General features: G+C 75.5%; 23 protein-coding genes and 1 pseudogene. 17 read left to right on the plus strand and 7 right to left on the minus strand.

Annotated features, from left to right (window positions below; genetic code table 11):
- Positions 1 to 157 precede the first annotated feature (157 nt).
- The 3 genes from VM95_RS03140 to VM95_RS03150 all read left to right on the plus strand — a co-directional run bounded on the left by VM95_RS03140 (position 158) and on the right by VM95_RS03150 (position 3288).
- Complete coding sequence (locus VM95_RS03140) at positions 158 to 481, plus strand: STAS domain-containing protein (RefSeq protein ID WP_078859555.1); 324 nt, start codon at positions 158 to 160, stop codon at positions 479 to 481.
- Positions 474 to 2894, plus strand: a complete 2421-nt coding sequence (locus VM95_RS03145) for a SpoIIE family protein phosphatase (protein WP_167352887.1) — start codon at positions 474 to 476, stop codon at positions 2892 to 2894. The genes VM95_RS03140 and VM95_RS03145 overlap by 8 nt, the downstream gene beginning before the upstream one ends.
- A gap of 88 nt (positions 2895 to 2982) precedes the next feature.
- Positions 2983 to 3288, plus strand: a complete 306-nt coding sequence (locus tag VM95_RS03150) for a hypothetical protein (RefSeq protein WP_045692450.1) — start codon at positions 2983 to 2985, stop codon at positions 3286 to 3288.
- A gap of 59 nt (positions 3289 to 3347) precedes the next feature.
- Here VM95_RS03150 and VM95_RS03155 read toward each other — a convergent pair whose 3' ends face one another.
- Positions 3348 to 4265, minus strand: coding sequence for a Rieske (2Fe-2S) protein (locus VM95_RS03155; protein ID WP_078859556.1), 918 nt, complete (start codon positions 4263 to 4265; stop codon positions 3348 to 3350).
- Positions 4266 to 4506: 241 nt separating this feature from the next.
- On the opposite strand from VM95_RS03155, the gene VM95_RS03160 reads away from it, so the two are divergent.
- The 5 genes from VM95_RS03160 (at position 4507) to ctaF (ending at position 8775) form a co-directional block, all read left to right on the plus strand.
- Positions 4507 to 5280: an ANTAR domain-containing protein gene (locus tag VM95_RS03160; RefSeq protein WP_052707111.1), complete on the plus strand. Its 774-nt coding sequence runs from the start codon at positions 4507 to 4509 to the stop codon at positions 5278 to 5280.
- A gap of 207 nt (positions 5281 to 5487) precedes the next feature.
- Positions 5488 to 6069: a GAF and ANTAR domain-containing protein gene (locus VM95_RS45410; protein WP_341845986.1), complete on the plus strand. Its 582-nt coding sequence runs from the start codon at positions 5488 to 5490 to the stop codon at positions 6067 to 6069.
- Positions 6070 to 6121: 52 nt separating this feature from the next.
- Positions 6122 to 6541 carry a hypothetical protein gene (locus tag VM95_RS03170; RefSeq protein WP_045692451.1) on the plus strand — a complete coding sequence of 140 codons (420 nt, stop codon included), beginning with the start codon at positions 6122 to 6124 and terminating at the stop codon, positions 6539 to 6541.
- Between the two features lie 165 nt (positions 6542 to 6706).
- Positions 6707 to 8383 carry an aa3-type cytochrome oxidase subunit I gene (gene ctaD, locus VM95_RS03175; RefSeq protein WP_045692452.1) on the plus strand — a complete coding sequence of 559 codons (1677 nt, stop codon included), beginning with the start codon at positions 6707 to 6709 and terminating at the stop codon, positions 8381 to 8383.
- Entirely contained in the window at positions 8380 to 8775 is a 396-nt protein-coding gene (gene ctaF / locus VM95_RS03180) for an aa3-type cytochrome oxidase subunit IV (protein ID WP_045692453.1), read from the plus strand. The genes ctaD and ctaF overlap by 4 nt, the downstream gene beginning before the upstream one ends.
- Here the strand turns inward: ctaF and qcrB are convergent.
- Positions 8741 to 10453: a cytochrome bc1 complex cytochrome b subunit gene (qcrB, locus tag VM95_RS03185; RefSeq protein ID WP_063773440.1), complete on the minus strand. Its 1713-nt coding sequence runs from the start codon at positions 10451 to 10453 to the stop codon at positions 8741 to 8743. The genes ctaF and qcrB overlap by 35 nt on opposite strands.
- A gap of 148 nt (positions 10454 to 10601) precedes the next feature.
- Positions 10602 to 10787 carry a hypothetical protein gene (locus tag VM95_RS03190; RefSeq protein ID WP_045692454.1) on the minus strand — a complete coding sequence of 62 codons (186 nt, stop codon included), beginning with the start codon at positions 10785 to 10787 and terminating at the stop codon, positions 10602 to 10604.
- 366 nt (positions 10788 to 11153) lie between these two features.
- On the opposite strand from VM95_RS03190, the gene VM95_RS03195 reads away from it, so the two are divergent.
- From VM95_RS03195 to VM95_RS03205, 3 genes are all read left to right on the plus strand, one after another.
- Positions 11154 to 12056, plus strand: a complete 903-nt coding sequence (locus VM95_RS03195; RefSeq protein WP_052707112.1) for a SigB/SigF/SigG family RNA polymerase sigma factor — start codon at positions 11154 to 11156, stop codon at positions 12054 to 12056.
- Positions 12057 to 12182: 126 nt separating this feature from the next.
- Positions 12183 to 12521: a hypothetical protein gene (locus VM95_RS03200; protein ID WP_045692455.1), complete on the plus strand. Its 339-nt coding sequence runs from the start codon at positions 12183 to 12185 to the stop codon at positions 12519 to 12521.
- Complete coding sequence (locus tag VM95_RS03205) at positions 12518 to 13543, plus strand: iron-containing redox enzyme family protein (RefSeq protein ID WP_045692456.1); 1026 nt, start codon at positions 12518 to 12520, stop codon at positions 13541 to 13543. Before VM95_RS03200 ends, VM95_RS03205 begins: the two co-directional genes overlap by 4 nt.
- On the opposite strand, the gene VM95_RS03210 is transcribed toward VM95_RS03205, so the two are convergent.
- Both VM95_RS03210 and VM95_RS03215 read right to left on the minus strand, forming a co-directional pair.
- On the minus strand, positions 13505 to 13768 hold the full coding sequence (locus VM95_RS03210; protein WP_045692457.1) for a CDGSH iron-sulfur domain-containing protein: 264 nt from the start codon (positions 13766 to 13768) through the stop codon (positions 13505 to 13507). The two genes, VM95_RS03205 and VM95_RS03210, sit on opposite strands and share 39 nt — an antisense overlap.
- Positions 13752 to 14420: a HemK2/MTQ2 family protein methyltransferase gene (locus VM95_RS03215; protein WP_244178599.1), complete on the minus strand. Its 669-nt coding sequence runs from the start codon at positions 14418 to 14420 to the stop codon at positions 13752 to 13754. The genes VM95_RS03210 and VM95_RS03215 overlap by 17 nt, the downstream gene beginning before the upstream one ends.
- A 133-nt stretch (positions 14421 to 14553) precedes the next feature.
- Between VM95_RS03215 and VM95_RS03220 the strand changes: the two genes are divergently transcribed.
- Positions 14554 to 14778 (plus strand): DUF6480 family protein, encoded by a 225-nt coding sequence (locus tag VM95_RS03220; RefSeq protein WP_045692459.1) that lies wholly within the window; start codon positions 14554 to 14556, stop codon positions 14776 to 14778.
- Between the two features lie 39 nt (positions 14779 to 14817).
- Here the strand turns inward: VM95_RS03220 and VM95_RS03225 are convergent, their stop codons facing one another.
- On the minus strand, positions 14818 to 15378 hold the full coding sequence (locus tag VM95_RS03225; protein ID WP_045692460.1) for a hemerythrin domain-containing protein: 561 nt from the start codon (positions 15376 to 15378) through the stop codon (positions 14818 to 14820).
- A gap of 166 nt (positions 15379 to 15544) precedes the next feature.
- Between VM95_RS03225 and VM95_RS03230 the strand changes: the two are divergent.
- From VM95_RS03230 to VM95_RS03245, 4 genes and pseudogenes are all read left to right on the plus strand, one after another.
- A pseudogene (locus VM95_RS03230) lies at positions 15545 to 16123 on the plus strand (sigma-70 family RNA polymerase sigma factor); the annotation flags it as partial.
- A gap of 131 nt (positions 16124 to 16254) precedes the next feature.
- Complete coding sequence (locus VM95_RS03235) at positions 16255 to 17295, plus strand: MerR family transcriptional regulator (RefSeq protein WP_045692461.1); 1041 nt, start codon at positions 16255 to 16257, stop codon at positions 17293 to 17295.
- A 157-nt stretch (positions 17296 to 17452) separates the two neighbouring features.
- Complete coding sequence (locus VM95_RS03240; protein ID WP_045692462.1) at positions 17453 to 18766, plus strand: cryptochrome/photolyase family protein; 1314 nt, start codon at positions 17453 to 17455, stop codon at positions 18764 to 18766.
- A gap of 38 nt (positions 18767 to 18804) precedes the next feature.
- Positions 18805 to 20298: an SDR family oxidoreductase gene (locus VM95_RS03245; protein WP_045692463.1), complete on the plus strand. Its 1494-nt coding sequence runs from the start codon at positions 18805 to 18807 to the stop codon at positions 20296 to 20298.
- Here VM95_RS03245 and VM95_RS03250 read toward each other — a convergent pair.
- The gene (locus VM95_RS03250; protein ID WP_078859560.1) at positions 20270 to 21286 is read right to left on the minus strand and encodes an SDR family NAD(P)-dependent oxidoreductase; all 1017 of its coding nucleotides are present in this window, start codon (positions 21284 to 21286) and stop codon (positions 20270 to 20272) included. The genes VM95_RS03245 and VM95_RS03250 overlap by 29 nt on opposite strands.
- Before the next feature lie 317 nt (positions 21287 to 21603).
- On the opposite strand from VM95_RS03250, the gene VM95_RS45060 reads away from it, so the two are divergent.
- The gene (locus VM95_RS45060) at positions 21604 to 22425 is read left to right on the plus strand and encodes a hypothetical protein (protein ID WP_045692464.1); all 822 of its coding nucleotides are present in this window, start codon (positions 21604 to 21606) and stop codon (positions 22423 to 22425) included.
- Positions 22426 to 22554 lie beyond the last annotated feature (129 nt).

The following is a 22554-nucleotide window of genomic DNA, read 5'->3' on the forward strand; positions in this document are numbered from 1 at the left end:
AATGGCCCCCAGCCTTCGGCCGGGAGGTGCCCCCACCGCAGTGGCTCCCTCCTCCGCCTTGCGATGCACGCACCCCAACGCCGCGGCCTGATCCGACAAGACCCAAAAGAGAGGGCCTAACCTGGAGGAGGGGCCACACACGGCGAGGACGATCCGGATGATGGACTTCCCGGAGGTCAACGGCTGGACGGTCGTGCCGCTCTTCGGCGACCTCGACGACTTCGCGGCTCCCGAACTGCGGAAGCTGTTCGACGTGCTGATCGACGGCGGCGAGCCCCGGCTCGTCGTGGACCTGACCGCAGTCGGCTTCGTCGACTCCACCGGCCTCAACGCGCTGCTCGGCGCCGCCCGCCGGGTGCGGGACGCGCACGGCGCCCTCCGGCTGGCGGGCGCGGCGCCGCGGGTGCGGGACGTCGTGGAACTGGGCGGGGTGACAGCGGTGCTGCCGCTCTACCCGGACGTGGCGGCGGCCTGTGCCTGAGCAGCGGAGCCCCGGAGGAGCCGCCCGCCCCGACGACACGACCGTGCTGCTGGCAGCGGTCGACCGGCTGCGCGCCGAGGCGGAGGGGCTGCGCCGGGCGATGCGCACCCGGGGCGTCATCGAGCAGGCCAAGGGGATGCTCACCGAACGGCTCGGCTGCACTCCGGACCAGGCCTTCGGCCACCTGGTCCGGCTCTCCCAGGACTCCAACCGCAGGGTCGCGGACATCGCCGCCGGGCTGGTCGGTCTCGCGGCGCCGATCGGGGACCTCGCCGAGGACGCGTCGCTCCAGGACGCCATCGACGAGTTCGTCCGCCCCGCCCCGCAGCCGCCCGTCCGACCGCCGCCCGTCCCGGCGCCGCCCGGCGCCGCCCGCCGGGCACCGCTGCCCGGCCTGGCCGCCCGCTACCACCTGGCCGTCTCCGCCCTGGCCGGCGCGGAGACGCCCGACGACCTGGCGCGGCTGCTGCACGAGGTGGCGGTGGCGCCGCTCGGCGTCGTCGCCGTCGTGCTCGGCCTGCTGGAGCCGGACGGCGCCCTCGCGCTGCTCGGCAGCCACGGCGTGGAGCCGAGCCGGGTCAGCCGGTGGCGGCGCATCCCGCCGGAGACCGGGGTCCCGCTGGCCGCCGCCGCGCACGGCGGCGGCATGGTCTGGGAGTTCGACGCGGACGACGCCGGCGGCCGCCCGCCCGAGACCGGCCGGATCGTCCCCGGCCGGACGGCCTGCGCGGTGCCGCTGCGCAACGGCGACCGGGTCGTCGGGGCGATGAGCCTCGGCTGGGACGGCCCGCCCGAGCGGGCCCGCGCGGCCACCCGGTACCTCGACGCGCTGTCCGGGCTGGTGGCGGGGCACCTGCTGCGCGTCGCCGCGGCGGACGGCGGCGAGCCGGGACTGGTGATCCCGGGCGGCGAGTACTGGTTCCGCGGCGTGCTGGACGCGATGTTCGAACCCGTCCTCGTGCTGTCCGTGGTCCGCGAGGGCGGCAGCCGGGGAGCGGTCACCGATCTGCGCGTCAGGTACGCCAACGCCGGGACGGGCACCGCCCCGGTGCTCGGGCGGCGCCTCAGCGAGATCCTCCCCGGGCTCGTCTCGACCGGCGCCTTCGCCCGGATCCTCGACGCCGCCGAGACCGGTGCCCGCTACGAGGGCCGGGTCGACGACTTCACCGGGGCGGACGCCGCCACCGGCACCGGAGCGGTCCTCACCCTGCGGGCGGTGCCGTTCCTGGACGGCCTGCTGCTCACCTGGCGCGAGTCCGACGGCCCCGAGCCCGCGGCCGGGGTCGGCGACACCCAGCGGCTGGCCGGCGTCGGCAGCTTCACCTGGTCGCCCGGCTCGCCGGGCCTGCAACTGTCGGGGGAGGCGCGGCGGTTGATGGGCCTCGACCCCGGGCGGACGGGCCCGGCCGGCGTGGTCGAGGCGCTGGCCTGCGTGCGGCCGCAGGACCGCGCGACCGTCCGCGAGTTCGCCGGACTCCTGCTCGGCGGCCGGCGACCGGGCGCCGTGGACGTCGGGGTCGGGGCGGGCGGGCGCGTCCTGCGGATCAGCGGGGAGGCCGTCACCGATCCCGTCACCGGCCGGGTGCGGGACGTCCGGGGCGTCCTCCAGGACGTGACCGAGCGGCACCGCACCGAGCAGGTCCTGGCCGGAGTCCGGACCCGGCTGGCCGAGCAGCAGCGCCGGGCCGCCGCCGAACACCGGATGACCCGCGCCCTGCAGAACGCGCTGATGGCCGCCCCCGACGAGCCGCAGCCCCCGCCCGCCGGCGTCGACCACGCGGCCCGCTACCTGCCCGCCGGGGACCACCGCCGGGTCGGCGGCGACTGGTACGAGCTCACGGCGCTGCCGGACGGCACGGTCCTGCTCGCGGTCGGCGGCGTCAGCGGGCACGGCCTGCCGGCCGCCGTCGCCATGTCCGAACTGCGGTACGCCCTGCGCGGCCTGTGCGGCACCGGCGACGGCCCCGGCGCCGGGCTCACCCGGCTGAACTCCCTGCTCTGCCGGACCGGGAGCCGCCGGATCGCCAGCGTGCTGTGCGGCCTGCTCGACCCGGCCGCCCGGACGCTCACCTGGAGCGCGGCCGGCCACGCGCCCCCGGCCGTGGTCCGGAACGGCGCCGCCGCCCTGGCGGACGGGCCCACCGGCACCGTCCTCGGCGCCCTGCCGGAGAGCCGCTACCGCGACACCGTCCAGCCGCTGCGGCCCGGCGACACCGTCCTGCTCTGGACCGACGGCCTGCTCAACCGGCGCGACGGCGGCACCGGCCGCCCCGACCGCCTCCTGAGCGCCGCCGAGGAGTACACCGCACCCGGCCTCGCCGACCTGCTCGACCACATCGCCGACCGCCTCGGCGGCCCCAACCCCGCCGACGACAGCTGCCTGCTCGCCGTCCGCCTCCGCCCCGCGCGGTAGCCGGCGCGGGTCCGCGCGTTAGGGCCCGTCCGGACGGGGAACCCGCAGCGGCGGACCGGGGGACGGGCGTGCGAGGAGGCAGGACACGATGGACGGGTGGCAACGGCGGACCACGGCCGCGATCGCGCGGGAAGCCCGGCGCGACCGCGCGCTCGACGTGCTGGTGAGCGCGTTCGCGTTCGGGCTGCGCAGCCGGGCCTGGGAGCTCATGCGGGGCGTGCGGCCCCGGACGGCACTCGTCCTCGTGCTGCTGTCCCTGGCCCTGCTGGTGGCCGGCCTGCGGAGCGCCCCGGCGGCCGTCGTCTGGGTGTTCGCCGGCCTCTGGACCCTGGCGCTCGCGATCGCCTTCGCGGTGCTGTGCGCGTGCGCCGACGACGACGGGCCCGGACGGTGACCTCCGGACGATGACCGGAGCCCGGCGCGCATCGGGCAGGTGGGCGGGGTGACGGCCGGTCAGCCCGCTTCGGGCAGCCGGGCCTCCAGGTGCCCGGAGAGGATCCGGGTCTCGAACACCGGCTGCGGCGCGGTGGCCGGGCCGTGCACGACCTCGCCGTCGCGCAGCCGGAACTCGCTGCCGTGCCACGGGCAGCGCAGGCAGCCGTCGACGACCGTGCCGTCGGCGAGCGGGCCGGAGAGGTGGGCGCAGCGCTCCGCCAGCACGTGGCAGCGCTCTCCCTCGCGGACGACGACCACGGGGATCCCGCCCGCCGTCCTGCGCACGGGTTCGCCCGGCGGGAATTCGTCGACGGCTCCGAGGCCGACCCAGTCGGCGGGCGCGAGCCGGGGGACGGCGGCGGCCCGGTTGGGGCCGGCGGCCTGCTCGTAGGCCAGGTGCCCGCCGAGCGTGCCGCCGACCGACACCGCGGTCAGGCCGGCCAGCGCCAGCAGCCGGCCGCGGGCGCGGCGGCCCCGGCAGCGGGCCAGCACCGAGCCCGTGTACAGCAGCACGCCGGCGGTGTTGGCGAGCGCGTGCACCAGCCCGGTGCGCCGGCGGGGCGGGTCGAGCCGGGCCCAGTCCACCCAGCCGGCCAGCGCGGTCGGCCCGGCCGTCAGCAGCCCGGTCGTCACCAGGGCGTCGGCCTCGTGCCGGGCGCCCGGCACCCAGTCGAGCAGCGCGGCCGACGTCCAGCAGCCGATCGGCAGCTGGACCAGGACGGGATGCAGCGGGTGACCGAGCCACACGCCGTGCAGGGCGTCGCGGTACGGCCCGAGCGGGAGGGCTTCCACCGCGTCGGCGAGCGGCCCGGCGGGGAGGTCGAGCGCCTCCCAGTGGGCCGGTGCGTCGAGCGCGGCGCGCAGCAGACGGGACCAGCGGCGGCTGTGCAGCGCCGGAGCGGTGTGGGTGGCCGAGGCTTTCACAGGAGCGTCCATGCCCAGCGGCTTGCCGGACGGCGCGCCGTCAAACCCCGCGCGGCGCGGTGCGTGTGCCGGGTGCCGCCCCGGGTACACGCGCGTCGAGGCACGAAACCCGGAGCCGCCTCGGGCACCTATACCGCGGTGATCACGTCGCGGCGCGAGCCGCTGTGGCGACGCACGAGAGGCCCGACCGCGACGACCGTCGCACACCCTCCCGGGGTGCGGCGGGCCGACGACAGATGAACGAGGCACGGACATGGCCGATCTGACGCGGATCGCGCAGATCATGGCCGAGGCCGTCAACGGCCCGGGCCGACCCGCCCTTCCCGAACGGCTCTGCACGGCCTGCGTCGAGGCCCTGGCGGTGGAAGCCGCCTCGATCACCCTGATGGCCGACACCGGCCACCGGGCCGGGGTGTGGGCCAGCGACCGCAGGGCCCGGCGGATGGAGGAACGGCAGTTCAGCCTCGGCGAGGGCCCGGGCGTGGACGCCTTCCGGGGCCGGAGCCCGGTGGCGGTCGCCGACCTGCTGGCGCCGGACGAGGTGCGCTGGCCGGTCCTGGTGGCCGCGCTCGCCCCGGCGGACTCCGGCCACCCGGACCCCGACCACCCGGACCCCGACGACGCGGACGCCGACCACCAGGGGCTGCGCAGCGTCTACGCCTCACCGCTCCACCTGGGGTCCGCCAGCATCGGCGTGCTGAGCCTGTACCGCTCGGCCCCGGGCGTTCCCGGCGCCGAGGAGGCCGCCGACATCCAGGTCGCCGCGACCAGCGTGACCCTCGCGATCGTCGGCTCCTTCATGACGCCGTCCGGCGAGGGCCCCGTCCAGCCGTGGCTCGACGACCCGCCGGTGAACGGCGTGGAGGTGGACCAGGCGGTGGGCATGGTCATGGTGCAGCTGGGGGTGTCCGCCGGGGAGACCCTCGACCGGCTGCGCGCGCACGCCTTCGCCCACGACCGCGAGATCGACGAGGTGGCGCACGAGGTCGTGCTGCGGCAACTGCGGTTCACGGAGGAGGACCGATGACGGATGACCGACGGCCGGGCGGGGGCGTAGCCTGGCCCCGAAGGCAAGTGGAGGCGGTCATGACGCGCGAGGCCCGCGTGAACGAAGCGTTCGCCGGGCTCACCGGTACGTTGGTCGGTCCCGGCTACGACACCGTCGAGTTCCTGCACCGGCTGACCGAGGTCTGCACGGCGCTCAGCGGCACGGCCGGCACCGGTCTGGTCGTCGCTGACCGCCGCGGCGAACTCCGCGACATCGCCTACTCCAACGACCGGGTCCGCCGCCTGGAGGCGCTGCAGATCGCCGTGGGCGAGGGGCCCTGCCTGGACTGCCACCGCACCGGGCCGCGAGGTCGTCGAACGTGATCTCGACGGCGCCCGGGCCCGCTGGCCCCGGTTCGCGCAGCAGGCCGTCGAGCTCGGCTTCCGCTCGGTCCGCGCGGTGCCGCTGCGCCTGGACGGCCGGGTCATGGGCGCGCTCAACGTCTTCGACGTCCGCACCGGGGTCGAGCCCGGCCAGGACGGGCTCGACATCGTCCAGCCGCTCGCCGACCTGGCCGTGATCGCCCTGCTCCAGCAGCGGTACGGGCGGGAGCAGACCGCCGCCGAGGAGATCGGCTCCGCGCTGGCGGACCGCACCGCCGTCGAGCGGGCGAAGGGCGTCCTCGCCGAGGCAGGCGGCCTGGACATGGACACCGCCCTCGAGGTGCTGCGCAGCCACGCCCGCCGCAGCGGCAGGGGAGTGGCCGACTCGGCCCGCGATCTGGTCGGGGGCGCCGTGGACCCGGCCACGGTGCTGGCCGGCGACTGACGCCCGGCGGCCGCACGGGGTTGGCCCCGGACCGACCGGGTAGGCGCGCCGCATGGAGGACATCGGCCCCCCGCCGGACGACCGGTGCGGCGGCATCCCCGAGCTCGACCTGTGCGACCTCTGCGGCCAGGCCGTCGACGGCGACGACCTGCTCAGCGCGCTCGTGCCGGACTCGTCCGCCCTGCACGTCAGCGACCCGGCCCTGGACGGCAAACGGGTGCTGACCGCCTGCGGCCTCGACCACCTGGCCGAGCTGATCGAGCAGTACCGCCACCGCCCCTTCGTCCCGGAGGAGCAGTGGGCCGGCAAGGTCTGCCGGACCCTCGCCGAGTACGACGACGAACCCGTCCCGCTCACCGAGGTCGCCGAACTCAGCGGCCTGTCCGTGCAGCAGGCCGAGCAGGGCGTGGAGTGGCACAACGCGAGGGCCCGCGAGTGGCGGGCGCGGTACGGGGAGCCGGGGGACGACTGACGGCGGGGTCCGGACCGGTTGCCCGAGGTCCGTCGGAAGGGCGTCGGCGTCACCTGCGGGGTGGCCGGTCGGAGGGTCCGCAGCGTGGCACGCCCGGCCGGTCGCCGGCCGCCGCTAGGGTCGCCGGTGGCGTGCGAAGGCCGCCCGTTCCGCCGCGGAGGCTCCATGACCGCTTCGACCACCGCCGCGCGCCGCACCCGGGCCCGGCTCCACCAGGGCAGCACCGTGCTGCGCTGGCTGTTCACCACCGACCACAAGGTCATCGGGAACCTCTACCTGGCGACGGCCTTCGGATTCTTCCTGGTCGGCGGCGTGCTGGCACTGCTGATGCGGGCTCAACTGATGGGGCCCGACACCGGACTCCTGTCGCACGAGCAGTACAACCAGATGTTCACGATGCACGGCACGATCATGCTGCTGCTGTTCGCGACCCCGACGTTCGCCGGCTTCGCCAACGCGATCATGCCGCTGCAGATCGGGGCGCCCGACGTCGCGTTCCCCCGGCTGAACGCCTTCACCTACTGGGCGTTCCTGCTGGGCGGGCTGCTCGTCCTGAGCGGTTTCCTCACCTCGACCGGGGCGCCCGCGTTCGGCTGGTTCGCCTACGCGCCGCTGAACGGGCCGGTGTTCTCGCCCGGCGCGGGCGGCGACCTGTGGGCGCTGGGCCTGGTCGTGGCGGGCCTCGGCACGATCCTCGGCTCGGTCAACTTCGTCACCACGATCACCTGTCTGCGGGCGCCCGGCATGACCCTGTTCCGGATGCCGGTCTTCACCTGGAACGTGCTGTTCACGTCGATCATGGTGCTGCTCGCCTTCCCGGTGCTGACGGCGGCCCTGCTGCTGCTGGAGGCGGACCGGAAGTTCGGCGCGCACGTCTTCGACCCGGCCAACGGCGGCGCGCTGCTGTGGCAGCACCTCTTCTGGTTCTTCGGCCACCCGGAGGTCTACATCGTCGCGGTGCCGTTCTTCGGCATCGTCAGCGAGATCATCCCGGTCTTCAGCCGCAAGCCGCTGTTCGGCTACTACGGGATGATCGGCGCGACCATCGCCATCACCTCGCTGTCCATGTCGGTGTGGGCGCACCACATGTTCGCCACCGGCCAGGTGCTGCTGCCATTCTTCTCCATGATGTCGTTCCTCATCGCGGTGCCGACCGGCGTGAAGTTCTTCAACTGGGTCGGGACGATGTGGAACGGCTCGCTGTCCTTCGAGACCCCGATGCTCTGGTCGATGGGGTTCCTGGTGACCTTCCTGTTCGGAGGGCTGAGCGGGGTGCTGCTGGCCGCGCCGCCGATCGACTTCCACGTCACCGACAGCTACTTCGTCGTGGCGCACCTGCACTACGTCCTGTTCGGCACCGTCGTGTTCGCGACCTTCGGGGGCTTCTACTTCTGGTGGCCGAAGCTGACCGGGAAGATGCTCGGCGAACGGATCGGGAAGCTGCACTTCTGGCTGGTGTTCACCGGCTTCCAGGTCACCTTCCTGGTCATGCACTGGCTGGGCGCCCAGGGCATGCCGCGCCGCTACGCGACGTACCTGGACGTGGACGGCTTCACCGCGCTCAACGTGCTCGCCTCGTGCGGGGCGTTCGTGCTCGGGATCTCCAACCTGCCGTTCTTCTACAACGTCTGGGTCACCACCCGGCACGGCCGCACGGTCGACCGGGACGATCCGTGGGGCTGGGGCCGGTCGCTGGAGTGGGCGACGTCCTGCCCGCCGCCCGAGCACAACTTCCACGTGCTGCCGCGCATCCGCTCCGAATCGCCGGCCTTCGACCTGCACCATCCGGAGGTCCCGTCCGAGGAGGACGGCGACGAGGAGCGACGGGGGAGCCTGCGGTGAAGGCCGAGGGATGGCTGTTCTCGATCATGGCGGCGTTCTTCGCCGTGACCGGTCTCGTCTACGGGCTGTGGGCCCGGGAGCCCGCCGGCAAGGCGATCCTGGCGGTGGGGTTCCTGATGTCGGCGCTGATCGCCCTCTTCTGGTTCGTCCAGCACCGGCGCCGGGGCCACGGCCGGCCGCAGGACCGCAAGGACGCCGAGATCGCCGAGACGGCGGGGCCGATCGGCTTCTTCCCGGCTCGGAGCGGCTACCCGGTGCTCACGGCGGTGGGCGTGACGGTCTTCGCCCTCGGGGTGGTGTTCGCCCGGTGGCTGGTCGTCGTCGGCGCGCTGGTGGTCGCGCTGGCCGTGTTCGGGTTCATCTTCCAGTTCCGCGACGACGACGGCGGGTGACCGCGCGCAGCAGCCGGCGCAGCGGCCCGGCCGCGGCGGGCCGGGGCGTGCGGTCGGCCGGGAGGCTGGGGTGCTGCGGGGCGGTGAGGACGGCCGCGACCCGCTCCGACTCCCGCTCGGAGGCCGGCAGCTCGGCCCGGTCGCGGTAGAACCAGGCGCTCGCGGCGGCTCGCGCCTGCTCGCGGCGCGGCGCCCCCGCCGGGGCCGGCGGCGGCACCGGGGCGTCGCGCACCAGCAGGACCTCCCGCTCGGCGGGCCGCACCCGGCGGCGGCGGCCCTCGAAGCCGCCGTCGAGGGACTGGTCGATCCGGCCGGTCGCGTCGCCGTGCAGGAGCCGGGAGCGGTCGTGGGCCTGGAGGGCCAGGCAGAGCCGCCGGGTGAGCAGGAACGCCAGGGGCGGCAGGACGATCAGGGCCGCGCGCAGCACGTCGGTCAGCGCGTTGACGGAGATCCCGAACGCGAACGCGATCACGTCGTTGCCGCCCGCCACCAGCAGGACGGCGTAGCACGTCACCCCGGCGACCCCCAGCGCGGTGCGGGTGGGCTTGTTGCGCGGCCGGTCGCACAGGTGGTGCTCGCCCGGCTCGGGGTCGAGCCACCGCTCGGCGAAGGGGTAGGCGTACAGCACCGCGAACATGAGCCCGGGCAGCACCACGGCCGGCAGGAGGACGTTCCACGACAGGGTGTGCCCGAGCACCCGGGTCTCCACCGCGGGCATCAGCCGCAGCGCACCCTCGATGAAGCCGATGTACCAGTCGGGCTGCGCGCCGGCCCCGGCGACGTCCGGCCGGTAGGCGCCGTAGCGCCAGATCGGGTTCATCTCCGCGAGGAAGGCCGACACGGTCATGACGCCGCCCACCGCGAACAGCAGGCCCGCGCTGCGGGTCATGAACTGCGGGAAGAAGGGCATGCCGACCACGTTCCGGTTGGTGCGCCCGGGCCCGGCCCACTGCGTGTGCTTCAGCACCACGACGAGCGTCAGGTGCGCCCCGACCAGGGCGACCAGCAGGCCGGGCACCAGCAGGACGTGCACGGTGAACAGCCGCGGGATGACGTCGTGCCCCGGGAAGTCGCCGCCGAAGACGAAGAAGGTGAGGTAGCTGCCGACCAGCGGCAGCGACAGCAGGACGCCCTCGGCGATCCGCAGCCCGGTGCCCGAGAGCGTGTCGTCCGGCAGCGAGTAGCCGGAGAACCCCTCCAGCAGCGCGAGGCTGAACAGCGTCACCCCGATGACCCAGTTGAGTTCCCGCGGGCGGCGGAAGGCGCCGGTGAAGAACACCCGCAGCAGGTGCACGCCGATCGCCGAGGCGAACAGCAGCGCCGACCAGTGGTGGATCTGCCGGATCAGCAGACCGCCGCGGACGTCGAAGCTGATCCGCAGCGTCGAGGCGTAGGCCTCGGACACCCGCACCCCGCGCAGCGGCAGGTACGAGCCGTCGTAGACGAGCTCGTCCATGCTCGGCCGGAAGTAGAACGTCAGGTAGACGCCGGTCACCAGCAGGACGACGAAGGCGTACAGCGCGAGCTCGCCGAGCAGGAAGGACCAGTGGTCGGGGAAGGCCTTGCGCAGCAGGGCTCGCCCGCCCTCCATGAGCGGCAGGCGCTTGTCGACGGCGACGGCGGCACGTACCCCCGCCGGGGGCCGGCTCGCGGCCTCGGGTGACTCGGTGGGCTCCACCCGGGCAACCTATGCGAGGCCCCGCGCGCGAAGGACGGCCGAGCGCGGCGGCTGCGCCGTCGTGCGGTGGCAGATCACTCCGGTGGCGTAGCGCGGGCCCGCGGCGGCGGAGGGCTGCGCTGCCCCGCCGCCCCGGGTGTCACGGGCGTCACGGGGCCCGGGTGCCGGCCGGCGGCTCCTCGTCCTCGCCCCACTCCTCGCCCCGGTCCGGCTCGGCCTCGCCTTCGGCGCGCACGTCCGCCGGAGTCGGAGCGGTGATGTTGCGCTGCTCGGCGGACCTCTCCCTCGCCCGCTCGTCGACGCGCGGGTCGCCCTGTTCCTCGGGAGTGCTCATGGCGATCGGTTCCTTTCTCGGCTCTCGGCCCCCGCGGGCGGATGCCCGCCCGGGCGCGATCCACTCGTCGAGCGTGCATGCGGGCACATCAGCACACAAATCCAAACAAGTCGGGCAAAACATGAATTCGATGTCGTCCGTCGGGGTAGGTATCCGAATGCAGCGGCCACGGCCGATCCGCCGGCCGCGCCGGCACCCACCGGGTGCCACCGGGACCGTCGCTTGAAGAAGCCGGGCGCGGGTCCTGGGGAAAGAAGCCCGTGGCGCGCGAGCGAGGGCTTGTTCGCAGCGTCGTCGGGCGATCGCCCCGACGCCCAGGAGCAACAGGTGTCCATCCCCGTCAAGACACAGCACCGTAGTGCCCAGATGACCGCCGAACCCCCCTCGGGTGGGTCGTCGCCCGACCTGCCGCCTCCGTACAGCGAGGCCGAGCTGCGGGCGATGGGCAAGTCCGAGGCGCGCCGACTCAGCGACGCGCTGTTCGAGCGGCTGGCCGGGCTCGCCCGTGAGACGCACGCGTACAGCAACGTGCGCGGCCGGATCATCGAGCTCAACATGCCGCTGGTGCGGTTCATCGCGGCCCGCTTCCGCCATCGGCCGGAGGACATGGACGACATCCTCCAGGTCGGCACGATCGGCCTGATCAAGGCCGTCGACGGCTACGACCCGCACCGCGGCGTCGAGTTCGTCACCTACGCCATCCCCACCATCGCCGGCGAGATCAAGCGGTTCTTCCGCGACACCTCCTGGCCGGTGCGGGTGCCGCGCAGCATGCAGGAGCTCTACTTGACGGTGGCCCGCGGCTCCGACCGCCTGGAGCAGGAACTCGGCCGGCTCCCCCGCCCGGAGGAGATCGCCGAGGACCTCCACCTCACCCTGGAGCAGACCACCGAAGGCCTGGCCGCCGGCCGGGTCTACCGCCCCAACTCCCTGGACGCGCTGCGCGAGCAGGACACCAACGAGAGCGGCAGCGCGCTGCTCGACCGGCTCGGCAGCTGCGACCCCGGCATCGAACTCGCCGACTTCCGTACCGCCGTGCGCCCGCTGCTCGCCGAACTCGTCGAGCGCGAGCAGATCGTGCTCAAGCTCCGCTTCTGGGACGGCTGCACGCAGTCCGAGATCGCCGAACGGATCGGCGTGTCCCAGATGCACGTCTCCCGCCTGCTCAGCGCCACGCTCAGCCGCCTGCGCGAGCGGCTGGAGGACCGCGACGCCCCCGGGTGGTCGGACGAACCGCCCGAGGAGCCCCCGGACGGCACACCGCTCTGAGTCCACCGTCCAGGCCGGGGCGCGCTCGGAGCGCGCCCCGGCAGGCTTCCCGTCCCGTGGTGGCGTGTGAGCGCGCCGGTTCCGGGAAGCCGCGCAGTGCCCGCGGTCACCGGAGGTGTGGAGGCGATGGCGATGGAACGGCCCGGTCTGTCCTGGCGTGAACGGCGGATCCTCTCCGAGGTCGAGAGCACGCTGCGCGGGGAACGGCGGCTGGACCGTGAGCTCAGCAGGATGCGGCTCACGCTCCGGCACCGCGTCGGCGGCGCGCTCGCCGGCCTGGGGCGGATCCCGCTGACCGCGCTGGTGGTGCTCCTGACGGTGTCGGTCCTGCTCGCCCGTACCCGCGAGCACAGCGCCGACGTCCTGGCGGTCTTCGCCGCGGTGTGGCTCGCGACATCGCTCCTCTTCGCCGCCCGGATCGCCGCGGGTGCGGCGGCCCGCCGCAGTCGAAGGAGCGGACGGTGACCGGCCCGTACGGCCCGCTGGGCGGGTTCGGCCCGCGCGGTCCGCTGTCCGCGGCGGTGCTGGGCCTGGTACGGTCCGGGCCGCCGGGCGCCGGACGGCTGCTCGCGCCGCCCGGCCCGCTCTCCGACCCGTGGGGCGAGGACCACCAGCTCGCGTTGTACCTGTGCTACGAACTCCACGACCGGGGCCTCGCGGGCGCCCACCCCGGCTGGGAGTGGGAACCCGAACTGCTGGCGCTGCGAAAGGCGCTGGAGCGGTCGTTCCTCGCCGCGGTGCGCGCGGCGGCCGAGCCCGTCCCACCGGTGCCGGAGGCGCTGGACCAGTTGCTGACGGAACCCCCGGGCGGCACCGGGCCCTCGCGCTTCCTGCTCGACGAGGGCGAGGCCCGGCACGTCCGCGAGTACCTGGTGCACCGCTCGGTCTACCACCTCAAGGAGGCCGACCCGCAGGTGTGGATGGTGCCGAGGATCCACGGGCCCGCCCAGGCCGTCCTGATGACGATCCTCTACGACGAGTACGGCGCCGGGCGCCCCGAGCGGGCACACGCGGGGCTGTTCGCGCGGATGATGGAGGCCTTCGGACTCGATCCGTCCTACGGGCACTACCTGGACGCCGTCCCGGCCGTCTCCCTCGCGTCGGTCAACCTGATGACGCTCTTCGGCCTCCACCACGCGCTGCGCGGCGCCGCGGTCGGGCATTTCGCCGCCCTGGAGATCACCTCCCCGCCCGGTGCCGCCCGGCTGGCCGCCGCGCTGGAGCGGCTGGGCGCGGGCCCGGACGGGACGCTGTTCTACCGCGAACACGTCGAGGCCGACGCCGTCCACGAACAGCTCGTCCGGCACGGGGTCGTCGACCAACTGATCGCGTCCGAGCCCGCGTTGGCGCCGGACATCGCCTTCGGCCTGGCCGCCGCACGGGTCGTCGACGGCCGGTTCGCGGGCCACCTGCTCGACTGCTGGCGGGCCGGGCGCAGCTCCCTGCGCTCACCCCTCGGCGAGCCCGCCGTCCGCAACGCCTCCTGAACCGCCGCCGGTCGGACGGCGCTCGCGGCGGCCGTGCCGGCGATGGCTGGTGTCGCAGAACGGGTAGCACCGGCTCCGGCGGCAGACGCACAGCGCCACCACCGGCCGGTCGGAGGAGCGGACCTCGCCGCCCGGCAGGACCACCTCCACCGGCCCCTCGACCAGCAGCGGGCCCCCGGGCACCACGACCACCCGGGTCGCGGCCCGGTCAGCGCTCCCGGACACCGCGCACCACCACCAGGATCTCCCACCGGTCGCCCGGGGAGATCAGCCCGAGCCTCTCGAACAGCGCGGCGCGCGCCGTCATCACCGGCCCGAACGCCTGCCGACGCCGCGCCGTCACCGCCGTTCGCAGCCCGGCCGCGCCGAGCGCCGCCAGGGTGGCCGGGACGTCCGCGAGGGAGGACTGCACGACGAGCAGCACGCCGCCGCGGGCCAGCCGTGGCGGCGCCTCCCGGCAGATCCGGTCCAGCACGAGGCGTCCGTCCGGCCCGGCGTCCCACGCGAGCCCGCGCCCGTGCCCGCGCCGCGTCCGCGCGGCCGGGACGTACGGCGGGTTGGCCGTGATCAGGTCGAAGGTCCCGGCCGTCACCGGGGCCAGCAGGTCGCCCCGCCGCAGGCGGATCCCGCTCCGGTGCAGGCGGGCGTTGAGCCAGGCCGTGGCGACGGCGCGCGCGGACAGGTCGACCGCCGTCACCCGGGCCCCCTCGTGCGCGGCCGCGAGCGCGACGGCACCCGTGCCGGTGCACAGGTCGAGCACCCGGCTGTCCCCGTCGAGCCGCTCGCGGCGGACGCAGGAGACCAGCAACTCGGTGTCGCCCTGGGGCCGGTAGACGCCCGGCGGCCTGATCAGCAGCATGTTCGCGGGAGTGTCCATACGAGGCGGCTTGCCGGGCCCGGCGCCCTCAAACCCGGGGCCGGCCGTGCCGCTCGCCCGGTCGGCGAGGTTTCCGACCGCCCGTCCGGGGCAGCCGCCCGGCATCCGAACCCGCCCCACCCCGGGACTCATCATGGCCACTCCCGACCCCGACCCCGAACACACTCCGGCGCTCGACGAACGCGGCACCCTGCCCGGCGGGGACACCCCGCCGGCCGAGGGCGGCATCTCGGGCATCTCCCACCCCGAACCCGAGGAACTGCGCACGGCCTGGGGCATCTGGCCCGCGGTCGTGATCGTGGCGGTGGCGCTGGCCGTGTCGGTCATGCTGGTCGCCATGATCTTCGCGCTGACCTGACGGCGGCCCGCCGCCGGGCACCCGTGCCGCCGCCCGCCGTCAGGGCGACCGGCCGTTCTCGCCGGAGTCGTGTCCGGTGAGGTGGTCCCGGACCGCGGCGATGGCGCCGGTGCCGGGCGGCAGCCCCCACACGGGCCGAGGCGGATTCCTCGGCGGGGCTTCGCGCACGCGCCGCGAGCAGCGCCGCAGTTCCTCGGCGGGGGCGCGCAGGCGCAGGGCGGGGAACAGCCGGTCCTCCTCGCCGCGCAGGTGCGCGCGGAGCACCAGGAGCAGGGTGTCGATGGCGTGGTGGCGCTCGCCGGGCGGCAGGCGCCGGTCCAGGGCGCGGTCGGTCAGCAGACGGATCGTCGTGTGGGTGTGGACGGCGGCGTCGGCGAGCGCGCCCCCGGCCGGGAGGTAGCGGCGCACCAGCGGGTGCACGTACTCCTCCTCGACGGTGTGGTGCCGGTCGAGGAGCTCCCTGAGGGCGTGCAGCAACCGGAGGTCGTCGTCCGGTCCGGGGCCGCTGTCGGCACGGATGCCGGCCAGCCTGCGCAGGACGGTCTCCATCGCCCGGTGCTCGGCGCACAGTTCGCTCGGAAACGCTTCGGGGCCGTTCATGGCTGCTCCGTCCGGCCGGTCGGGGTGGACCGTGAACAGGAGCGCTTGCCCCGTTCGCGCCGCCGCATGCGGCGGCGGGCCGAGGCGGGCCGAGGTGGGACGACCCCAAACGCTGCACAAACGCTTCGACTGGGCTGCCGGCCGTGAATCGCTGCACGGTGGAGGCGTGACTTCGCGAACGAGGAACGGGCGCGGTACGGGCTCCGCCGGCGGCCCCGTGCCGGTGGCCGAGGAGCTGCCCCGCCTGGTGCGGCGGGCGGCCCGCGGCGACCAGGCCGCGTTCGAGGCGGTGTACCGCGCGGTGGCCGGGCCGGTGTACGGCGTCGCGCTGCGGACGCTGCACAGCCCGGCGCACGCCGAGGAGGTCGCGCAGGAGGTCCTGCTGGAGGTGTGGCGGACGGCCACCGCCTACCGGCCCGAGCGCGGGTCGGTGCTGACCTGGGTGCTGACCATCGCGCACCACCGGGCGGTGGACCGCGTGCGGTCGGCGCGGGCGTCCGCCGAGCGCGACCGGCGGGCCGGGCTGCGGGAGCTGCTGCCGAGCGATCCGCCGGAGGAGCAGGCGGTCCGCTCGCTCGACCGGCAGCGGGTCCGGTCCGCGCTCACCCGCCTGAGCGCGGCGCAGCGCGAGGCCGTGGTGCTGGCCTACTACGGTGGCTACACGCAGCGGGAGATCGCCCACCGGGTCGGTGTGCCGCTGGGCACCGTCAAGACCCGGATCCGCGACGGACTCATCCGGCTGCGGGCCGTGATCACGCCCGACGACGTCCGCCCGGGGCGGCGCGGACCGGATCCGGAGCGCAACCCCAGGAGGATTGCCCGCACGTCCGAGCCGTGGAAGGACACCGTGACGGCCGACCAGCAGAGGATCGCGAGATGGTGACCTCGTCCGCCGGACACGCCGGGCAGCACACCGAGCGCGCCGCCGCCCCCTCGGCGGAGGCGGGTCTGCCGACCGGCGGTGTGGCGCAGCGACTCGGCGTGTCCCCGACCACGGTCCGCTCCTGGGAACGCCGTTACGGCATCGGCCCCGCCCACCGACAGGCCGGGCACCACCGCCGCTGGAGCCCGCAGGACATCGCCGTCCTGGAGGCCATGTGCCGCCTGACCGCCCGCGGGGTCCCGCCGGGCGAGGCGGCCCGCGCGGTCCTGGCCGAGCGCGCCGCCGCCGAGGACGACGAGACCCGGCGCCCCGCGCCGCGCCGGTCGAAGGCGGACGCCCGGGACGGCGCCCGGCCCGGCCCCGGCCCGGGCGGGAGCCGCTCCCTGCGGGTCGGGACGGTGCGGCCGGAATGCCGCGGCCTGGCCCGGGCGGCGGTGCGCCTGGACGCGCCGGAGGTCGCCAGGATCCTGGACGAGGCGGTCGACACCCTCGGGGTGGTCGACGCGTGGACGGAGGTCATGATGCCCGCGCTGCGGGCCGCGGGCCGCAAGTGGGCGGCGGACGGCGAGCAGTACGTCGAGGTCGAGCACCTGCTGTCCTGGCACGTCTCCAGCGCCCTGCGGGGCGCGGCCGTGGGAACGGCCGCCACCCGGCCCGCACCGCCCGTGCTGCTGGCCGCGGCACCCACCGAACTGCACACCCTCCCGCTCGAAGCCACGGCCGCGGCGCTGACCGAACGCGGACTCCCCTTCCGCATGCTGGGCGCGGCCGTCCCGCCCCGGGCGCTGCTCGACGCCGTCCACCGGATCGGCCCGGGAGCCGTGATGATCTGGTCCCAGGACCGGCGCAGCGCCGACCGCGAACTGGCGCGCAGGGTCGGCGCCAGCACCTGGGGACCGCGCGGCTCCCGCGCCGCCGCACTGGTCGTCGCCGCCGGTCCCGGCTGGGCCCGCGGCAGGCCCTCGGCCGGCACCGCCGGCCCCCGCACGCTCGCGGACGCCGTCGACCTCCTCGAACAGGCGGTCACGGGCTGATGCCGGCTCGCCCGCGTCCGTCGTCGTCTCCGCCGCCGTGCCGGAGAGGTCCTTCCCCGCCCGGGATCCCGTCGACGCGACGTCATGCCAATCCGCATCGGAGTCGGGTCCGAAGACCGGGGGCAATCCGCACCGCACCGCCTGGAAGGGCCCTCCCGTGACCGTCTCCATCGCCCTGTTCACCCAGGACCTGCGCCTGCACGACAACCCCGTCCTGCACGCCGCGCGCACCGCGGCCGACCAGGTCGTGCCGCTGTTCGTCCTCGACCCCGCCGTCGAGGCCGCGGGCTTCGCCGCCCCCAACCGGCAGGCGTTCCTGGCCGATTGCCTGGAGGACCTGGACGCCTCGCTGCGCCGGATCGGCTCGCGGCTGACCGTACGGCGCGGTGAACCCGCCGAGCAGACGGCCCGGCTGGCCGCCGAGACGGGCGCAGGATCGGTGCACGTCGCCGCGGGCGTCAGCGCCTTCGCGCACCGCCGGGAGGCACGGCTGCGGGCCGTGTTCGGCGAGCGGCTGCACGTCCACGACGCCTCGCTCACCGTCGTCCCGGCCGGGCGGATCACCCCGGCCGGCCGTGACCACTACGCCGTCTTCACCCCGTACCACCGCGCCTGGCAGCAGGCACCCCGCCGGACGGTCCTGGCCGCGCCCCGCACGCTCGCCACCCCGGACGGCGTCGGCAGCGACACCTTCGCGGCCGAGGGCCCGTCCTCGCCGGGCGTGCCGCGCGGCGGCGAGACGGTGGCCCGGCGGCGCTGGCGGGCCTGGGACCCGGACGGCTACGCGGACGCGCACGACGACCTCGCCGCCGACGCCACCTCCCGGCTCTCCCCGTACCTGCACTTCGGCTGCCTGTCGCCCACCGAGCTCGCCGCGCACGCGCTCCGCCACGACGGCGCCGGGGCGGAGGCCTTCGTCCGGCAACTCGCCTGGCGCGACTTCCACCACCAGGTCCTCGCCGCCCGCCCCGACGCCGCGCGGTACGACTACCGCACCAAGGACGACCACTGGCACCACGACGAGGAGGAGGCCGAGGCCTGGCGCCGGGGCCGCACCGGCTACCCGATCATCGACGCCGGCATGCGCCAACTCGCCCACGAGGGCTGGATGCACAACCGCGCCCGGCTGCTGACGGCGAGCTTCCTCGCCAAGACGCTCTACCTGGACTGGCGGATCGGCGCCGCGCACTTCCTCGCCCTGCTCGTCGACGGCGACGTGGCCAACAACCAGCTCAACTGGCAGTGGGTCGCCGGCACCGGCACCGACACCCGCCCCAACCGCGTCCTCAACCCGCTGCGCCAGGCCGACCGTTACGACCCCGCCGGCGACTACGTGCGCCGCTGGGTGCCCGAGCTCGCCCACCTGCCCGGCCCCGCCGTCCACCGGCCCTGGCTCCTGGACGGCGACTACCCGCCCCCGATCGTCGCGCCCGAGGAGCTGACCGCGCGGTTCCGGCGCGGCCGGCCCTGACGGAGCCCGTCCTCCGGACCTCCGGACGAGGAGTGGACATGGACACACCGCGACCCGCACCGTCGCGTTGCCTGGTGACCGGCGCGAGCGGCTACATCGGCGGCCGTCTGGTGCCGGAGCTGATCGCCCGGGGACACCCCGTCCGCTGCCTGGTGCGCGATCCCGAGCGGCTGCGGGACCAGCCGTGGCGCGCGCAGGTCGACGTCGCCACCGGTGACGTGAGCCGCCCCGAGACCCTCGCCGGGGCCTTCGACGGCATCGACGTCGCCTACTACCTGGTGCACTCGCTGGGCACCGGACCGGCCTTCGAAGCCACCGACCGCGCAGCCGCCCGGGCCTTCGGGGCCGCCGCGGCCGCCGCGGGCGTCACCCGGATCGTCTACCTCGGCGGCCTCATCCCGGCCGGGGTGCCCGAGGCGGACCTCTCGCCCCATCTGCGCTCCCGTGCCGAGGTCGGCCGGATCCTGCGCGACAGCGGCGTCCCCACGGCCGAACTGCGGGCGGCCGTGATCATCGGCTCCGGCAGCGCCTCGTTCGAGATGCTCCGGTACCTCACCGAACGCCTGCCCGTGATGGTCACGCCGCGCTGGGTCTCCACCCGGATCCAGCCGATCGCCGTCCGGGACGTCCTGCGCCAGCTGGCCGGCGCCGCCGGTCTGCCGCCGGACGTGAACCGCACCTTCGACCTCGGCGGGCCCGACGTCCTGACCTACGCGCAGATGATGCACCGCTACGCGCGGCTGGCCGGGCTGCGGCGGCGCCTCATCGTCCCCGTGCCGGTCCTCACCCCCCGGCTGTCCGGCCACTGGGTCGGCCTGGTGACCCCGGTGCCCGGCTCCATCGCCCGTCCGCTGGTCGAGTCCCTGCGCCACGAGGTCGTCCGCGGCGAACACGACCTCGCCCGGTGGGTGCCCGACCCGCCGGAGGGGCCGACCGGGTTCGACCAGGCCGTGGTGCTGGCCCTGCGGCGGATCAAGGACGCCGACGTCGCCACCCGCTGGTCCGGCGCCTCGGTGCCCGGCGCCCCGAGCGACCCGCTGCCCACCGACCCCGACTGGGCCGGCGGCAGCCTCTACCAGGACCTCCGCGAACGGACCGTGACGGCCTCACCGGCCGCCGTCTGGCAGGTGATCGAGGGCATCGGCGGCGACAACGGGTGGTACTCGTTCCCCCTGGCCTGGGCCCTGCGCGGCCGGCTCGACCGCCTGCTCGGCGGCGTCGGCCTGCGCAGGGGCCGCCGCGACCCCGCCCGGCTGCGGGTCGGCGACTCCCTCGACTTCTGGCGGGTCGAGGAGATCCGGCCGGGCCGGCTGCTCCGGCTCCGCGCCGAGATGCGGCTGCCCGGCCTGGCCTGGCTCGAACTGTCCGTCACGCCGGACGGCGACCACGGCACCCGCTACCGGCAGCGGGCGCTCTTCCACCCGCACGGCCTGGCCGGCCACGCCTACTGGTGGGCCGTGGCGCCCTTCCACACGGTGGTGTTCGGCGCAATGGCCCGCAACATCACCGAACGTGCCCGCCGGACGGCCTGACCCGGCTCGCCTCCGGCGCCACCGGCCGTTCGCCGGTCGCCGGTGCCGGGAAGACCGGGTCGGTGCCGGTGAGGTCGCAGGAGGCCGCCCAGAGGCGCTCGGCGGTCCGGGTGTCGGTCAGCTGCTTCCAGAGGGGTTCGGCCTCGGGCGTGCCGCGCAGGCCGAACGCCCGGGGGCTCAGCATGAGGCCGCCGCGCACGGCCGGGTCGAGCACCGCCCGGACGGCGGGCCACGCGACGGTGTCCTTGCCCTGGACGACGAGGCCGAGCGGCAGGTTTCGCAGCCGTTCGCCGGTGGTGCGCACGTGCACCGGTGGGCGCGAGGGGGTGAGGGAGTCGAGGGCGCCGCCGGGGTGGACGAGCACGCTCAGGGTCGTGCTGCCGCAGGCGCGGAGCCGGCGGTCGAGCTCGACGGCGAAGAGCATCTGGGCCAGCTTGGAGCGCGCGTAGGTGCGCTTGGGCCGGTAGTCGCGCGTGCTCTGGAGGTCGTCGAGGTCCAGGCGTTCGGACTTGGCGGCGAAGCTGCCGGTGGTGACGATCCTGCTCCCCGGGGTGGCCGCGAGCAGCGGGGCCAGGTGGTGGGTCAGGGCGAAGTGGCCCAGGTGGTTGGTCGCGAACATGAGCTCCAGGCCGTCCCTGGTCTCGCGGCGCGGCGGGTCGTCGAGCAACACCCCGGCGTTGTGGACGACCGCGTCGAGGCGGTCCAGCCCGAGCGCGTCCACGGACGCCTTGAGTGAGGCGCGATCGGCCAGGTCCAGGGGCACGTGCCGCACCGTGGCGCCCGGTATCCGGGAGCGTACGGAGCCGATCGCGGCCTCGGCCCGCGCCCGGTCGCGGCAGCCGATGACGACCGTCGCCCCGGTGGCGGCGAGCTGCTCGGCGACGAAGTACCCGATGCCCGCGTTGCCGCCGGTGACCAGGAAGTTCCTGCCACGGGCATCGGGCAGGCGGTGGGCGTCCCAGCGCGGGACACGGGGGGCGGAGGGCATGACGGCTCCCGGAGCTCGGAGTGATCGGACGCGGGCGGGACCGCACGGCCACGGCCGGTCACGCCCCGCCCCCCACGGTCCCGGAGGCCACTCACACCTCGCTCACAGGCCACTGCCATCCGACCGTCGTCCGGCAGCCCGCGCGAGGGGGCCGCGGCACGCCGGGCCGGTCGGTCCGTACCGGGCATCAAGGCCCGTGCCACGTTAGGGTGATGCGTTGCGTCCAGCCCAGCCGGGAGGGCACCGCGCCTTCGGTCCGGCCCCCGGGTGTCCGGTCCGAGCGGCGCCGCCGGCTGCCGAGTCGAAGGGAGACGCCGTTGCGCATCGTCGACGCCCGGACCGGGGAGCGCGCCGAGCTCCGGCCCCGCCGGGTCGGGCTCCTGCGGGTGACCGTCGTGGTGGGGGAGCGGGATGGCCGGTTCGACCTCGGGGACCTGCGGGCCCTGTTGGCCGGTGACGTGCTGGCCCGCACCTGCGAGACGCAGGGACTGCAGGTGTTCACCGGGCTCGCCGTACCGGACGGTGCGCAGGAGCAGGCCGGGGCCCTGCTGAAGGCGGCGGAGGAGATGGGCATCCACCCGCCCGGACGGCTGAGCGCGCACGGAGACGCGGGGACGGCGGACCTGGTCATCGCCGGCCGTCCGCAGCCCGGCTCCGACGCCGTGGCGCCGGCGCTCCTGGTCACCGGGCCGGTCAGCGGACCGGTCGCCGGGCCGGTCGCCGGATCGGTCGTCGGATCGGTCGTCGAGGAGGCTTCGGACGGGGGCCCGGCGAGCGGTTCCCCGGGGTCCGCACGCGATCCCTTCGCGCTGCGCTTGGTCCTCCTGGAGCACGCCGTCACCGATCCGGTCCGGATCACCGCGGCCGCGCTGGCCGATGCCGGGGAGAGGATCGCCCGCTGGCGGGCGCTCGTGGCCGACCTCGCCGGTGCGCCGTCCGGGCCGCTGGACGCGGACATGGTCCAGGCGGGCTTCGACGGGCTGGACGAGAACCTGGACGCCCGGGTCGCGGTGCGCGCCCTGCAGGCGCTGGACGAGCGGTCGGACCTGGCGGCCGGGACCCGTTTCGAGACCTGCCTGCGCCTGGACCAGGTGCTCGCGCTCGAACTCGCCCGCGACATCGGGCGTGGGCCCCGTTGAACCGTCCGGGCGCTGTGCCCGCGCCCGGTCGCGGGCGGCCCCGGGGTCGCCTACGGTGAGGGCACGGTCACCCTGCGAGCGGCGCTGTGGACCGCTGGGGCGGACCGGCAGGGGGGAACACCGACGAAG

The organism is Streptomyces rubellomurinus, assembly GCF_000961885.1.
Taxonomy (GTDB): domain Bacteria; phylum Actinomycetota; class Actinomycetes; order Streptomycetales; family Streptomycetaceae; genus Kitasatospora; species Kitasatospora rubellomurina.

Excerpts from the sequence above, each read along its gene's own strand:
- VM95_RS03140 (WP_078859555.1), top strand. The coding sequence starts at position 158 with ATGATGGACTTCCCGGAGGTCAACGGCTGGACGGTCGTGCCGCTCTTC.
- VM95_RS03150 (WP_045692450.1), top strand. The coding sequence starts at position 2,983 with ATGGACGGGTGGCAACGGCGGACCACGGCCGCGATCGCGCGGGAAGCC.
- VM95_RS03155 (WP_078859556.1), bottom strand. The coding sequence starts at position 4,265 with ATGGACGCTCCTGTGAAAGCCTCGGCCACCCACACCGCTCCGGCGCTG.
- VM95_RS03160 (WP_052707111.1), top strand. The coding sequence starts at position 4,507 with ATGGCCGATCTGACGCGGATCGCGCAGATCATGGCCGAGGCCGTCAAC.
- VM95_RS03170 (WP_045692451.1), top strand. The coding sequence starts at position 6,122 with ATGGAGGACATCGGCCCCCCGCCGGACGACCGGTGCGGCGGCATCCCC.
- ctaD (WP_045692452.1), top strand. The coding sequence starts at position 6,707 with ATGACCGCTTCGACCACCGCCGCGCGCCGCACCCGGGCCCGGCTCCAC.
- VM95_RS03190 (WP_045692454.1), bottom strand. The coding sequence starts at position 10,787 with ATGAGCACTCCCGAGGAACAGGGCGACCCGCGCGTCGACGAGCGGGCG.
- VM95_RS03195 (WP_052707112.1), top strand. The coding sequence starts at position 11,154 with ATGACCGCCGAACCCCCCTCGGGTGGGTCGTCGCCCGACCTGCCGCCT.
- VM95_RS03200 (WP_045692455.1), top strand. The coding sequence starts at position 12,183 with ATGGCGATGGAACGGCCCGGTCTGTCCTGGCGTGAACGGCGGATCCTC.
- VM95_RS03215 (WP_244178599.1), bottom strand. The coding sequence starts at position 14,420 with ATGGACACTCCCGCGAACATGCTGCTGATCAGGCCGCCGGGCGTCTAC.
- VM95_RS03220 (WP_045692459.1), top strand. The coding sequence starts at position 14,554 with ATGGCCACTCCCGACCCCGACCCCGAACACACTCCGGCGCTCGACGAA.
- VM95_RS03225 (WP_045692460.1), bottom strand. The coding sequence starts at position 15,378 with ATGAACGGCCCCGAAGCGTTTCCGAGCGAACTGTGCGCCGAGCACCGG.
- VM95_RS03235 (WP_045692461.1), top strand. The coding sequence starts at position 16,255 with ATGGTGACCTCGTCCGCCGGACACGCCGGGCAGCACACCGAGCGCGCC.
- VM95_RS03245 (WP_045692463.1), top strand. The coding sequence starts at position 18,805 with ATGGACACACCGCGACCCGCACCGTCGCGTTGCCTGGTGACCGGCGCG.
- VM95_RS03250 (WP_078859560.1), bottom strand. The coding sequence starts at position 21,286 with ATGCCCTCCGCCCCCCGTGTCCCGCGCTGGGACGCCCACCGCCTGCCC.